This is a genomic window from Syntrophotalea acetylenivorans (assembly GCF_001887775.1).
Classification (GTDB): Bacteria; Desulfobacterota; Desulfuromonadia; order Desulfuromonadales; family Syntrophotaleaceae; genus Syntrophotalea_A; species Syntrophotalea_A acetylenivorans.
The window spans coordinates 2187020-2199725 of the sequence record NZ_CP015519.1; the positions used below are offsets into that span (position 1 = coordinate 2187020).

Below are 12706 nucleotides of genomic sequence, written 5' to 3' on the forward strand. Positions count from 1 at the left end.
ATTGGACAAGAGCCGACAGATCGGGTAATAGTAAGCCGTCTATTACTCAAGTCATCAAAGGAGAAACAACATGGCTAAAGCAAGCGCCCGGCACATTCTGGTGTCCACCGAGGAAGAATGTCTTACCCTGAAAACCCAGATCGAAGGGGGCGAAGACTTCGCTGCCGTCGCCAAGCAGCACTCCAAGTGCCCCTCCGGAAAACAGGGTGGCGCGCTGGGCGAATTTCGTCCGGGACAGATGGTCCGCGAATTCGACGAAGTGGTTTTTTCCGGTGAAGTCGGCAAGGTTCTCGGCCCGGTCAAGACCCAGTTCGGTTACCACCTGATCGAGATTACTGACCGCACGGGCTGAGGTATTACTAGGTTCGCGATACTTTTTGTAAACGAGGATCCGCTCAGACCGAGGTCCTCATGACACAGTAATTCTCTTTGCAACAGATTGACAATAAAAAGCGGGGCCGTGACCGGCCCCGCTTTTTATTTACGAAATATACAATAAACTCTAGCCTTTGCCACGCCGTCGGCGGTAGGCGCCTAATCCCACCAAGCCTGCACCCAACAGCAGCAGGGTAGAGGGTTCGGGGGCTGGGATAGCGCCGCTCTGGGCATCGTGGGAGAAAGGCGCAGCGACATCCACCACGCCTTTGCCGTTTTTTAAAAAATCTAGGTGATAAAGATCAAAGTGGATCTCATAACCCTCAGCCAAACCACTCACATCCACATCGAAGGCCCGATAATAAAAATCGGAACCTTCAACAAGTCCCCCGGGGTTATCCGCAACATTGTATGCTGCGCATTGAAGAGCAGGGTCAAAAGCAAACTCAAACTCGTAGTAGTAGGTATCAAAAATACCATGGGGACCCAAATCCTTAAAGGCTTCAGCCAACGGCGGAGTCCCATAGTCCATGTCGGCCGTCACGTCAATTTCGTAGATTGCACTTCCGTCAAAAAAAGAGAAGGACCCAAGGCCATCGCTGCCTTCAGCTAGCTTAGGGGTGACTGCCATCGAGATATAAAATTTATCCCCCAGGCTCACAGCAGACGGCTTATCATCACCAGCGAGGTTAAGCAGAGTATACAGGGTAAAGTTATCTCCGGTGGAAACAACGTTTTCAACGTCAGGAGCATCATCATAAACGCCGCCGGAAATATCCAACTGCAAGGTCGGAATAGCCAAGGCAGAGGCTGCCCAGAACAGGCAAGCAACTGTCATTAGGCTGATCAATATTCTTTTCATGTTTCCCTCACTAGCTCATCCGGGGATAAATTCATCTATCATCTACATTATAGAAATCGATATCCCTTCATTAATTTGCAGAGATTGTACCAAGATATAAATGACTGGAATCATTAACATTATAACCCTTAACATCTTATCAACCTGGCAATGTAAGCTTTTTCGACATAAAACACATCACAAACAAAGTCCGTCGGTTGCGACTAAGCGTAAAGGGTTTCTGAAGAGCACGGTCGGTAAGGTCCGGCGTCAACTGAAAACTCATGGTGCCAACTCAGTGGCGCTTTTTCCCCTGATTTTTTGACGGCTTGGCAACCTTTTGAAACTCGGGTTCATAGCCGATGGTGAAACTGTCGGTAGCCGTATTGCGCAGACTCAGGAAATGAGCATTGTTTTTATCAAAGGGGCAGACGGGCTGGATGCAGGGTTCAAAACCGAAGCGTTTATAGAAACCGGGTTTACCCAACACGTACAGGGGCTGTTTTTTGATAGGTTCTTGCCTTAAGGCAAAACGCAGCAGTTCCGAGCCGACTCCTTGCCTCTGAAAGTCGGGAGCCACGGCCATGGGTGCCAGATGCAGGCCGCAAACCCCGCTGCCATGATAGGCATTTGTAAAAGCGATATAGGCGATGACTTTATTGGTGTGAATACAGACCCATTCTTGAACCGGCTTGCCGTTGGAATGAAGGGCTTCGATCAGGTCGGATTCGTAGTTGCTGCCTGGGAAGGCGCTGCGCAAAAGGGCGTAGACCTTGGGGCGGAATTCTTCGGTGACTTTGCGTATTTTCATGATCGGAGTTCCTGGAGAACTGTTGTTGGCATGAACTTGCGGAGTTGTCGTTTCAGGTTTCAGCAGACCTCGACAAACCTTAAAATCGGCGGGTCACGGCCCGCCAGCCGTCCTGCTTTTTGTCCAAGCCAACAAAAAGTAGGCAAAAAATGGCTGCCACTGCGTGGGGCATGCGATCACGCAGGAAAGGAGAAGGCTAACCCCCCTTGAGCTATCCTGCAGCGACAGCACTTTCTTTGTGCGGCCCCTTTTCCGACAGTTGGTTGCTAAAACGATCGGTCTGTTTCTCTAACCAACATTGATCGAAGGGGCTGCTGGGTTTAAAACCAACCCCACATCTGAGACGTAGCACATGGCCGGTGGCTAGCCGAGACCGGTGAACTTGGACTTGTTGTGAACACACGCTAGTTTGTAGCAATAAACAACTAGTGGCCATCCGGGAACTTCGGGTGGCCACCGCGCCGTTTTCATATGGAAAACGAGCAATTTTTTCCAAGGTCAAGGAAATCAAACGCTTGCACGGAGGCGTAGATGTCTACGCCGCACACGCAAGCGTGCTGATTGACGCTGAGATTGGGGAAAAGGGCCGTTTTCGGATGAAAACCAACTAGCAAAGCTTCAACTGACCATCATTTTCGGATTCAAAATCAACGTCTTCCTCGACCAGGCTCGGTTCCAAACGGAGCGCTGCCAGCGAAACAGGAGCGACCGGCTCTGCGACTTCCTCTTCCGGCACTGCTCCCTGATCCCGATCTGCTCCCGCTGCCTGCACACCCTCTTCAGCAGCCCGCTTGGCCAGCTTGTCGCAACGTTCATTAAAGGGATGTCCGGCATGGCCTCGTACCCATTCCCAGTGAATCTTATGTTGCCGAGAAAGGGCCAAAAGCTGTTGCCAGAGGTCCTGGTTGGCCAGAGCGCCCGGTGTCTCGAGGCGACCATCGCGAACCCAGCCGTCAATCCAGTCGCTCATGCCCCGCACCAGGTACTGGGAATCGCTGTACAATCGAACCGTCTGCGGTTTATTCAGGGCTTCCAGACCTCGTATCGCGGCGATCAACTCCATACGCTGCGACGTCGCCACGGGTTCAAAGCCGCTGAGCTCCTTTTCATGCTCGCCATAGCGCAGGACCACACCGTAGCCCCCCGGTCCCGAGTCCCGACCCGAGCCGTCGCTGTAGATTTCCACCACCCCCGGTGGCGGCGGAGTGAAGACAATCTCCAGAGCTTCGAATTCCAACTGCCGCAGCAGAGGGATCAAGTCCGTCAGATTCGGCGACTGTCGCTCCAATTCGACCAGAGAGCTTTCAAGGGGCACGTCATCTCTGAGGGTTGCCAGGGTTTTGGACAACCGAGCCTGATCGGCGTGAGCTTGTAAATTTTCCCGACGTTTTCTGCCGTTCACGAGATTGGTCCACTTAAGGACATCTTCCAGGCTGCCGAAGCGCTGCACCAGCTCCGCGGCGGTTTTCTCGCCGATGCCGGGAACACCCGGGATATTGTCCGAGGTGTCTCCAGCCAGGCCCAAAACATCGGCGACCAGTTCGGGGGGGACCCCGAAACGTTCCAGAACCTCCTTCGGTCCGGATCGCGTATCCTTCATGGTGTCGAGCAGGAAAATTTTATCATCAACAATCTGCATCAAATCCTTGTCGCCGGTGACCACCGTGACCTCGATGCCTTCGGCGGCGTAGCGGCGGGCCAAAGTGGCAATAACATCGTCTGCCTCGAATCCGGGCGCTTCCAGGGATGGAATCTGCAAAGCCTGCAAAACCTGCCGGATCGCAGCAATCTGCGGCGGAAGGTCTTCGGGCATGGCCTCCCGATGTGCTTTATATTCGGGATAGATTTCCCGGCGGAAAGTTTCTTCTCTGGGCCTATCAAAGACCACAGCCAGGTAATCGGGGCGGTGTTCCTGCAACAGTCCCAGCAGCATGCGCGTAAAACCGTAAACGGCATTGGTTGGCGTACCATCGGCGGTGGCAACATCGCGGATACCGTAGTAGGCACGATAGATATAACTGGAACCATCCAATAAATAGAGTTGGGGCGATTCGTTCACAAGTTCTCCGAAGATGGATCTTTTTCGAGGGATTATACGACTGATTGACCTGGAACAGCATCGCACATCCCGCACGTGGCGCAAAATCTTTTTCCCAAACAGCTCCGAGAAAATAGAACGGCTCTTTCGAAAACCGTATAGTTTGCCAAGTCTGCCATTGCTACCGCAGCGAATTTGAGGCACTATCATCAACAGTAGATTCCGCACAGGCTGACTAGCTGAATCCCCTTTCGGGCGGTCGCACATAACACTCTAATAACCGCAGGGCATATTCCCTATGACAAACAACGACATCATGCGTCGCATTCGCTATATCTTTGACTTTAACGATTCTAAAATGATGGATCTTTTTGCCGCCGCCGGACAACAGGTCACACGGGAACAGGTCAGCGCCTGGCTAAAGCGGGAAGAAGACCCAGGTTATGAAAAGTGCCGTGACCGCCAGCTAGCCATTTTTCTCAACGGTTTGATCATCGACAAGCGGGGCAAAAGGGAAGGGCCGCAGCCCGAACCCGAGAGGCGCCTTAACAACAACATTATTTTTATGAAGTTGAAAATCGCCTTAAACTTGAAAGCTGAAGAGGTGTTGGAAGTTCTGAGATTGGCTGAGTTTTGTATCAGCAAGCACGAATTGAGCGCATTTTTCCGCAGGCCGGGCCATAAGCAATATCGTGACTGCCAGGATCAGATTCTGCGTAATTTTCTCAAGGGTATGCAGCTTAAATATCGCGACAACCTTGATGTAAAGACTCCGCAGAAATGATTTGTTCTGCCAGCTAAGGAAGCTAAATCATGGACTCAATAATGATTCATAAAGCCGTGTATTCACTGATCGCCATGGTGGCCATACATCTTCTGTTTCATCTGCTCAAGCGCTATGCAAAGCAAACCCAATATAAGTACAGCATTCGCAAATCCCGCTATTTCACCATCAAGCGCCTGCTCACCATAATCTCATGGCTGTTGAGCTTGGCAGTGTTGCTACTGATCTGGAATGTTGATCTGAAGCATGTATGGGTTTCCGCCACGGGCGTTCTGGCGCTGATTGCCGTCGCTTTCGTAGCTGTCTGGAGCCTGGTGGGCAATATTCTGGCCGGGGTTATTATCTATTTTACCTCCCCTTTTAAAATCGAAGATTGTATCGAAATCATGCCGGACGAAATACGGGGCACGGTGCTAGCTATCAACACCTTCTATACCGTGCTTATGACCGAAGACCATAACTACATCAATGTTCCCAATACCCTGTTGTTTCAGAAATATATTAAAGTGATAAAAACACCTTTGAACAAGACACAGGCGATACCAGAAGAAACAACAGACATACAGAAACACTAACAGAAGCAAGAGGTTAACATGGCTGATTCCACATCAAACAAGAGCGCCGAGCAACGGGACCGCCTGGTCGCTGAGATGCGCCGGGAACAACAGGCCCGACAGGCAGGATACCGGGAACAGGCGTTAAAACTTTTTCCTCCGGTGTGCGGCCGTTGCAGCCGTGAGTTCGAGGGCAAAAACCTCCGCGAACTCACTGTGCACCACATCGACCACAACCACGATAATAATCCTCCCGACGGCAGCAACTGGGAACTGCTCTGCATCTATTGCCACGATCACGAGCATACCCGTGGGGTGCAGGAGGATCGCAGCACCGAAGGTCCCACCGCTCAAATCGACCGCCCCTCTCTGGGACACTCCCCCTTCGCGGCACTGGCAGATAAGTTCAAATAACCAGGATCGTTTAGACGGTGGTGCCCGCCTCTAAAAACCAAAGCAGAACAGGACCATGTCGCTACCATCCTTCACGAATTTCATACCATCGAATCGACGGCTGATCCTGTGGCTGGCAGCCGGCCACTTGATGTGGAGCTGCGCGGTCTTTGGTCTCTGGTGGTGCGGGCAGCTGGTCGAACTGCCTGGTTCCTTGTGGTCCGGGGGATTTATCGCCCTGCAACTTTTTGCCGCAGCTCAGTTGCTCCTGCCTGTCCTGCTGCTGCAACCGGAAAAGCGGGACCGCTTTTTTTATCTTTTTTGGGCCGTCACCCTGCTTCTAAGTATCTGGCTGATCAACCAGCTGTCTCCGGTTGGCGGCTGGCAGTCACTACTAGCAGCTGTCAAATCGAGTCACCTGTTATTGGTAGCGACCCTCATCGGAGCGGCACTGGCCCGCTATGTCCAGCGTTTATGGGAGATTGTACCGGTGTGCATCGTGATGACACTGGCCGACCTTGGCAGCTGGCTCGGCGGACCGACCGCAGGCTTCAGCCGGGAGATCCAACACTATTACCTGGCCCCCGAAGGCCCCCCGCCACTCATCGACATGTTCCTGGTTAAACTGGTCATTCCCGGTCCTGCCGGGTTAGCTCCGGTTTTCGGCATCTCGGACTGGATTATGGTGGCTTTCTTTGCTATCGTCGCCCATCGGTACGCAATCAACGACAACCTGATCGGGTCACCCGGCGAGACGCTGGCGCGGCAGATAAGGATATGCCGCTATCTGCCCGTCTCGGTGGTCGCTTTGTTCGTTGCCATCGTGCTGGCGCATGCCACCGGTCTCTTTATCCCGGCATTACCGCTGATGGCCCTGGTCATGTTCCTCTGGTACGCCGTCCGCCTTTTGCTGCGACAGCGCCCTGATAAAGCAGACGATTTTTGAAGAGACACATCGCCACAACGCTACTGGAGAATGAGAAATGGAACTTGACCTGGATCTACTGGAAAAACTGATAAGTGATCGAACAGATGACATCGAAAAAATCGTATCCGGAACCGGATACCTTCCCAGAACCGTGATCGGTGTCGGCACCTTTCTGCTCGACCATGATGGCAACCTCGACCTGCTCACCGCTAAACAGCAGGTCACCTTCGAGAAGTTTCTCAAGCCGTTGCTGGAAAAACTCTCTGGTAAGTAGTTCAAGGAAGTCCCGATGGCAAAAAAGTCGCCACGCAATGGCACTGGACTGGTGTATTCCTCCGAGTTTGGTCAAATGTGTCCCCACTGCAACCAGCCAAAAGGGAAATGTCTTTGCCAGAAAAAAACATCTCCTTCTAAAGGCGACGGTATCGTCCGCTTGATGCGAGAGACCAAAGGACGCAAAGGCAAAGGAGTCACCTTGATCACAGGCTTACCATTAGATGCTGAGGAACTTAAAAAGCTTGCAAAAAACCTTAAACAAAAGTGTGGAAGCGGGGGCAGTGTTAAAAAGGGCATCATAGAAATTCAGGGGGACCACCGGGATGGGCTGGAAAAAGAATTAACCGGGCTTGGCTATAAAGTTAAGAGAGCCGGCGGCTAACAAGTTTCTGCTCACATTCGGCCCTGTCGGCAGCGCAAGAAGCAAGCAAAGGGACAGCCCCTTTTGAATAAATCATGACTCAACAACATCGCATAGTCCGCCCCGGCCGGACCCAGGGGACAATTCTGGCCGAATCGGGCGAACGACTTACGCCTCCCGAGAATTGGGCCTTCCTGCCTGCCGGAGATGCGGCCATCACCCGAAGCGTAAAAGCCAAGGGAACGACCTGGGTGGTACAGGTGCGCAAAGGCAAGAGAACGATTTCTCAGGGAATCTGGGCCGAAGAAGCGCATATTGTGGCATCCCGGGAGGAGGTCGCGGCCAAGAGGGCCACTCCTGAATATGCCAGGACCCGACAACGGGACCGGGCTCGGCGAGAGGCCAAACAACAGGTCTATGTAGCTGAGTTTTTTACGGAAATTATCCGGTTTCTCGATTTTCATCCAAGATATGAGTTTGAAGCCCAGCAGTTGAGCAAAAAAATTACCGCTCACGCAACCCCCGTCGGCAGCGGCACGGTGGCTCGAACTGAACGAATCCCCTTGGACAAACGGGCTGAGGCCGCTGTGATCGCCTGGATGCGCCACCAGACCACGGCCTACGATTCCATGAGCATCCCACGAATCAAGGGCAAAAGAAGAGAGGTTCGTCGACAGCTTGCCGCCAAATCGGTCGAGGTTCTACAAGCCTATCGACAGGGGCTGGATACCGCTGAAAACTGCCCCCTGCAAAGGGCCTTGCTCAAACAACCATAGACGGGTGTCGGACCTGGCGGGTCGAAACGAAAGGGAGCACTACCCGGTCCTGGATAGTCCAGAAAAAACGGGTCTGCAGATTGCTGCAGACCCGTTACTTTTTAGCAAAACCAGCTTGTTCATTCGCGCTATTAATCGCGCAGATGCTTGCCGGCAGAATGGATGCCGAGGGAGTAGCGGTGGGGTCCCGGTACGCCCGAGGAGATAATGGCGATCTTGTCGCCAGGCCGGATCAGAGCATCCAGAGACGTCGCCTTGTTATTGATGAACACCCCCTCGATCTTTTCCAAAGGCAGGTCCAGTTTCTCGGCCAGATCGAAACCGGTGCAGCCCTCGGGGGAATGTACATATCTTCATACGAGGCCAGCCCCCGATTACGGCGGATGGTATGCAGCGAACCGAACATGCGGACATGGGTATTGGGTGTATTACTCATCGGCAGTGATCTCCCTTGCTCTTTTCAGCCGGGCCAGGCGCACCCGACCCGTTACGCAACAATGGTTTACCTTAAGCAAACAGGCACGCGCCCACTTGTATACAATAAAAAGCCCACACGTTCATGTCAAATGAATTAAATTGATCTCGGCTATCACTTCCGGCGATACCCCCTGCCCACCGACCGCTTTGGCGAGGACTTCCATTCAGGGTTCTGCATATCCCGCCCCCCAATCGCACATGAGATCGAGGATCGGCTTGATGCTCCGCCCCCTAGCGGTCAGGGAATATTCCACCTTGGGCGGTACCTGGGGATAAACCTCGCGATGGACAAGACCGTCCCGTTCCAGTTCCCGCAGCTGCTGGGTAAGCATCTTACGACTGGTGTCGGCAAACTGGCGTTGCAGTTCAGAAAATCGCATGGTCTGCAGCGCCAAGTGGTAAAGGATGGCGGACTTCCATTTGCCGCCGATGACCGCCAGAGTCACGTCGATGCCGCATTTGTATTGTTTGTCGCGAAACACCAGCGTTTTTTTTACTTCGAGATTCGGCTTCATAATCTCTCTGCCCCCAATAGTTCCCTAAAGGTGCCTATGTATCCAAAAGGTTCATTATTGACTGCAGTAACCCTATGGTTGAAAGTAGCAAAAATGGATAACAAAAGCAACCTGAGACAGGTAGGAAGTTTTTCGCAAAGGAGAAAAATCATGCGAACCCTTTTCGACGCGACAACCATCAACTCCATGAACCTGAAAAACCGCCTGGTCCGCAGTGCCACCTGGGAAAACATGGCTGATGCGACCGGCCATATGACTGAGCCACTGTTCAAGGTTTACGAGGAGCTCGCCCGGGGCGGGACAGGAATGATCATCACCGGCTACGCCTTTCCCCTGCAGGCGGAACGCCCCAACCCCGGCATGATGGGCATCTATGACGACAGCTTCATCGAGGACTACCGGCCCCTTACCGACATGGTGCATCAACATGACAGCCGGATTGTATTACAGATTGCCTACGGTGGCTCGCAAACCAATTACCAACCGGAGGGAAGGGAGATCTGGGGCCCTTCGGCGGTGGCCGATTTGCTGTTCAAGGTGATGCCTCAGGAAATGTCCCGAGACAACATCCGAACCCTGACCAAGGCTATCGGTGAGGCCGCCGCGCGAGCCAAGGCAGCCGGATTTGACGGGGTACAGTTTCATGGCGCCCACGGCTACCTGTTCAGCCAATTTCTGTGCCCCTACTATAATCGCCGTACAGACGAGTACGGCGGGTCGATTGAAAACCGGGCGCGAATCATCCTGGAAGCGTATGACGAAGTACGCAGTCAGGTGGGCGCTGACTTCCCGGTACTGATCAAACTCAATGCCGAGGATAACATCGAAAACGGTGCGACTTTCGAAGACTGCCGCTATGTCTGCCATCAACTGGCCACACGGGGCATTGACGCCATCGAGCTTAGCTGCGGTACCATGGCTGCCGGCAGACTCGGCCCCTGTCGCACCCGGATCGATGCACCGGAAAAGGAGGCTTACAACGCCGAACATGCGGCAAAACTCGCCGAAGAACTCGATATCCCCATCCTGCTGGTAGGCGGTTTACGTTCGCCCGAGGTGATGGAACAGCTGTTGGAAACGACAGCCATCGAGTACTTCTCCCTGGCACGACCCCTCCTGGCGGAACCGAATCTGGTACAACGCTGGCAAGCAGGCGATCGCCGCCCGGCTCGCTGCATCTCCTGCAACGGTTGCTTTCGCCCTAATCCCGCCGGCAATCTCTGCGTGCTTGATTCAGAGTCGGAGTGAAGTCCTGCATAGCCGACTCTTTGGTTGAAAAAGCTCCTCAGTTGTGAGGGGCTTTTTTACATTGGAGACACAAGCGGGAGTTCAAGTGCCTGGATATTGCGTTCCCTACGGCTTCTTCCAGTATCCATGGCAAAAGCAACCAGAGACTATCCCGCCAATGCTGCCTTGAAAGAAAGCATAGTACTTTCATTCCCAAATGATTTAAGCTAAGGGAACCATCACTAAAAATGATACCGAATCAGGGACAATCACTATGGATCTGGGTTCTTTGCGTATCTTCCTCGCAGTAGTTGAAGAGGGCAGTGTCTCCCGCGCCGCCGAGCGCCTGCACTATGTGCAGTCCAACGTGACCACTCGCCTGCGCCGCCTGGAGGAAGATCTTGGCACCAACCTCTTTGTTCGCACCGGTCGCGGCATGGTACCGACCAGCGCCGGCAAGAGACTGCAGGGCTATGCCCGGCAGATCCTGCGCACTGTCGAGGAAGCGCGCTTGGCGGTGAGCGGCTCCGCCCAGCCACAGGGACCGCTGGCTATCGGTGCCATCGACACGGTGGCTGCTGTGCACCTGCCACAAGTACTGGCTCGCTACCACAGCCAATACCCCAAGGTAGCCATCGGTTTGCAGACCGGTGCCAGCCAGGAATTGGTGCGACAGGTGCTTAACTACGATATTGAAGGCGCTTTTGTCGGCGGCCCCGTGGCGAACAGTGAAATTGTGCAGACGGAGGTATGCGTTGAGGAGATGGTTCTGGTGACAGCACCGGACCAACCGACGCCCGCGATGGGAAGTTTTGACACCATCCTGGTGTTTCGCCCAGGCTGCTCCTGTCGCAACCGCCTGGAGCAATGGCTGCGGGAGGAAGGGCTGACCCCTATCAAACTCATGGAATTCGGCACCCTCGACGCCATTCTCGGCTGCGTTGGTGCCGGCATGGGCATCAGCATGCTGCCACGCTCTTTCGTCGAACGAGGTCCCTTTGCCTCAATGGTTCGAATCCATCAGGTAGCGGAGCCATTTTCTCGCGTACCGACCATGTTCATCCGCCGCAAGGACATGGCAGCCTCCCCAGCCCTCAGCGCTCTCATCGGGCTATTTCAAACCGAACGCAGCGTAGCAGGTGACTCGGCTTGAACCGTCCTCAGCCGGTTCGGTTGCCGCGGCGATCGAACAGAGTCAATTCCCAGAGATCGTCCTGCACATCGTAGCGAATAATGTACAAACCAGCGTCGTCTCCCCGCACCTTAAAATAACGGTGCTCCGGGTCCAGCCAGCGATCGGCAATCTCCACCACGGCAACCTGCCGACGACCGAGAAACAGTCGCCTGGGCTGCTCTTGGCCCCGATAACCTTCGTAGCACTCGACGCGGATCTTCATGGCTAAATACTCTCGGTGTTTTCAGCAGCGATCGAGACGTTGCAGACCCGCGGCTTCTGCCCACCTCACCGCACGCCTGTATTCGGCCCGGCTCGTTGATCGATCGAGAGGCGGATAGCGATCAGCCCGGTAACAGGGTCGGTACTGATCCATGAGATTGAGGTAGGTGTTGCGGGACAACTGTTCGGCGATAAAGGACAAGACGCGGTCGCTGCCGGCCAGGTTCTCCGGCAGCACCAGATGGCGGAGCAGCAGGCCGCGCTGGGCGATGCCTTGATCATCAAGAACCAGGTCTCCAACCTGGCGATGCATTTCCCGCACCGCCTTTCGATTGACCTCGGCATAATCGGCCACCCCCAATAGCGGTTGGGCAACCTTTGAATCGGCAAACTTCATGTCCGGCATGTAGATGTCGACCACCCCGTCAAGCAGAGCCAGGGCCTCGGGGCTGTCGTAGCCACCCGTGTTGTAGACCAGGGGCAGCCGCAAGCCCTTGCGGATTGCCAGGAAAAGAGCCGCCAGCAACGGTGCGAGCACATGACTCGGCGACACCAGGTTGATATTGTGACAACCCAAGCCCTGCAGCTCCAGCATCATCGCCGCGAGTTCGGTGGCGGTGACCTCACGGCCCCGGTCTTCCTGGCTGATATCCCAGTTCTGGCAAAACACGCAACGCAGATTACAGCGGCTGAAGAACAGGGTGCCGCTGCCCCGGCGGCCGACCAACACCTGTTCTTCGCCGTGGTGAGGACCGTAACTGGCCACAGCGGCCCGCCGACCACTGCGGCAGCGAGCGCCGCGAGGCGACTGCAAGCGATTAACTCGACAGTAGTTAGGACACAGCTCGCATCGAACCAGATGTTCATGAGCCCGGCGAACTCGCTCGGCCAGTTCGCCGCTATGATAAAGAGACAGGTAAGCGGGAGTAAAAGGCTCGCTCATAGCAGAATCGC

General features: G+C 54.2%; 16 protein-coding genes and 1 pseudogene. 10 read left to right on the forward strand and 7 right to left on the reverse strand.

The window, feature by feature from the left end; translation table 11 throughout:
* Positions 1-52: 52 nt before the first annotated feature.
* A pseudogene (locus A7E78_RS10030) lies at positions 53-352 on the forward strand (peptidylprolyl isomerase); the annotation flags it as partial.
* Positions 353-502: 150 nt separating this feature from the next.
* Here A7E78_RS10030 and A7E78_RS10035 read toward each other — a convergent pair.
* From A7E78_RS10035 to rnhA, 3 genes are all read right to left on the reverse strand, one after another.
* Positions 503-1237: a choice-of-anchor N protein gene (locus tag A7E78_RS10035; protein ID WP_083552999.1), complete on the reverse strand. Its 735-nt coding sequence runs from the start codon at positions 1235-1237 to the stop codon at positions 503-505.
* A gap of 274 nt (positions 1238-1511) precedes the next feature.
* Complete coding sequence (locus A7E78_RS10040) at positions 1512-2027, reverse strand: GNAT family N-acetyltransferase (protein WP_072284093.1); 516 nt, start codon at positions 2025-2027, stop codon at positions 1512-1514.
* Between the two features lie 607 nt (positions 2028-2634).
* Positions 2635-4086, reverse strand: coding sequence for a ribonuclease HI (gene rnhA, locus A7E78_RS10045; protein WP_072284094.1), 1452 nt, complete (start codon positions 4084-4086; stop codon positions 2635-2637).
* A gap of 277 nt (positions 4087-4363) precedes the next feature.
* Here rnhA and A7E78_RS10050 point away from each other — a divergent pair, with 277 nt between their 5' ends.
* The 7 genes from A7E78_RS10050 (at position 4364) to A7E78_RS10080 (ending at position 8137) form a co-directional block, all read left to right on the forward strand.
* On the forward strand, positions 4364-4849 hold the full coding sequence (locus tag A7E78_RS10050) for a YehS family protein (protein ID WP_072284095.1): 486 nt from the start codon (positions 4364-4366) through the stop codon (positions 4847-4849).
* A gap of 29 nt (positions 4850-4878) precedes the next feature.
* Positions 4879-5424: a mechanosensitive ion channel family protein gene (locus A7E78_RS10055; protein WP_072284096.1), complete on the forward strand. Its 546-nt coding sequence runs from the start codon at positions 4879-4881 to the stop codon at positions 5422-5424.
* Between the two features lie 18 nt (positions 5425-5442).
* Complete coding sequence (locus A7E78_RS10060; protein ID WP_072284097.1) at positions 5443-5817, forward strand: YajD family HNH nuclease; 375 nt, start codon at positions 5443-5445, stop codon at positions 5815-5817.
* A gap of 55 nt (positions 5818-5872) precedes the next feature.
* Positions 5873-6742, forward strand: coding sequence for a hypothetical protein (locus A7E78_RS10065; protein ID WP_145924885.1), 870 nt, complete (start codon positions 5873-5875; stop codon positions 6740-6742).
* 37 nt (positions 6743-6779) lie between these two features.
* On the forward strand, positions 6780-6998 hold the full coding sequence (locus tag A7E78_RS10070) for a hypothetical protein (RefSeq protein WP_072284099.1): 219 nt from the start codon (positions 6780-6782) through the stop codon (positions 6996-6998).
* Positions 6999-7013: 15 nt separating this feature from the next.
* Positions 7014-7382 carry a translation initiation factor Sui1 gene (locus A7E78_RS10075; protein WP_072284100.1) on the forward strand — a complete coding sequence of 123 codons (369 nt, stop codon included), beginning with the start codon at positions 7014-7016 and terminating at the stop codon, positions 7380-7382.
* 74 nt (positions 7383-7456) lie between these two features.
* Entirely contained in the window at positions 7457-8137 is a 681-nt protein-coding gene (locus tag A7E78_RS10080) for a DUF2293 domain-containing protein (RefSeq protein WP_072284101.1), read from the forward strand.
* A gap of 131 nt (positions 8138-8268) precedes the next feature.
* On the opposite strand, the gene A7E78_RS15420 is transcribed toward A7E78_RS10080, so the two are convergent.
* Positions 8269-8409 carry a hypothetical protein gene (locus tag A7E78_RS15420; RefSeq protein ID WP_235606729.1) on the reverse strand — a complete coding sequence of 47 codons (141 nt, stop codon included), beginning with the start codon at positions 8407-8409 and terminating at the stop codon, positions 8269-8271.
* A gap of 369 nt (positions 8410-8778) precedes the next feature.
* The gene (locus A7E78_RS10090) at positions 8779-9129 is read right to left on the reverse strand and encodes a winged helix-turn-helix transcriptional regulator (protein WP_072284102.1); all 351 of its coding nucleotides are present in this window, start codon (positions 9127-9129) and stop codon (positions 8779-8781) included.
* A gap of 150 nt (positions 9130-9279) precedes the next feature.
* Here A7E78_RS10090 and A7E78_RS10095 point away from each other — a divergent pair, with 150 nt between their 5' ends.
* Positions 9280-10377, forward strand: coding sequence for an NADH:flavin oxidoreductase (locus A7E78_RS10095; protein WP_072284103.1), 1098 nt, complete (start codon positions 9280-9282; stop codon positions 10375-10377).
* 253 nt (positions 10378-10630) lie between these two features.
* On the forward strand, positions 10631-11509 hold the full coding sequence (locus A7E78_RS10100; RefSeq protein WP_072284104.1) for a LysR family transcriptional regulator: 879 nt from the start codon (positions 10631-10633) through the stop codon (positions 11507-11509).
* Positions 11510-11516: 7 nt separating this feature from the next.
* Here the strand turns inward: A7E78_RS10100 and A7E78_RS10105 are convergent, their stop codons facing one another.
* Both A7E78_RS10105 and A7E78_RS10110 read right to left on the reverse strand, forming a co-directional pair.
* Positions 11517-11753, reverse strand: a complete 237-nt coding sequence (locus tag A7E78_RS10105; RefSeq protein WP_072284105.1) for a hypothetical protein — start codon at positions 11751-11753, stop codon at positions 11517-11519.
* Between the two features lie 21 nt (positions 11754-11774).
* On the reverse strand, positions 11775-12695 hold the full coding sequence (locus A7E78_RS10110) for a radical SAM protein (protein WP_072284106.1): 921 nt from the start codon (positions 12693-12695) through the stop codon (positions 11775-11777).
* Positions 12696-12706: the final 11 nt, after the last annotated feature.

Coding starts and splice junctions, on each gene's coding strand:
- A7E78_RS10035 (WP_083552999.1), bottom strand. CDS start 1,237: ATGAAAAGAATATTGATCAGCCTAATGACAGTTGCTTGCCTGTTCTGG.
- A7E78_RS10040 (WP_072284093.1), bottom strand. CDS start 2,027: ATGAAAATACGCAAAGTCACCGAAGAATTCCGCCCCAAGGTCTACGCC.
- A7E78_RS10050 (WP_072284095.1), top strand. CDS start 4,364: ATGACAAACAACGACATCATGCGTCGCATTCGCTATATCTTTGACTTT.
- A7E78_RS10055 (WP_072284096.1), top strand. CDS start 4,879: ATGGACTCAATAATGATTCATAAAGCCGTGTATTCACTGATCGCCATG.
- A7E78_RS10060 (WP_072284097.1), top strand. CDS start 5,443: ATGGCTGATTCCACATCAAACAAGAGCGCCGAGCAACGGGACCGCCTG.
- A7E78_RS10065 (WP_145924885.1), top strand. CDS start 5,873: ATGTCGCTACCATCCTTCACGAATTTCATACCATCGAATCGACGGCTG.
- A7E78_RS10070 (WP_072284099.1), top strand. CDS start 6,780: ATGGAACTTGACCTGGATCTACTGGAAAAACTGATAAGTGATCGAACA.
- A7E78_RS10075 (WP_072284100.1), top strand. CDS start 7,014: ATGGCAAAAAAGTCGCCACGCAATGGCACTGGACTGGTGTATTCCTCC.
- A7E78_RS10080 (WP_072284101.1), top strand. CDS start 7,457: ATGACTCAACAACATCGCATAGTCCGCCCCGGCCGGACCCAGGGGACA.
- A7E78_RS10090 (WP_072284102.1), bottom strand. CDS start 9,129: ATGAAGCCGAATCTCGAAGTAAAAAAAACGCTGGTGTTTCGCGACAAA.
- A7E78_RS10095 (WP_072284103.1), top strand. CDS start 9,280: ATGCGAACCCTTTTCGACGCGACAACCATCAACTCCATGAACCTGAAA.
- A7E78_RS10100 (WP_072284104.1), top strand. CDS start 10,631: ATGGATCTGGGTTCTTTGCGTATCTTCCTCGCAGTAGTTGAAGAGGGC.
- A7E78_RS10105 (WP_072284105.1), bottom strand. CDS start 11,753: ATGAAGATCCGCGTCGAGTGCTACGAAGGTTATCGGGGCCAAGAGCAG.
- A7E78_RS10110 (WP_072284106.1), bottom strand. CDS start 12,695: ATGAGCGAGCCTTTTACTCCCGCTTACCTGTCTCTTTATCATAGCGGC.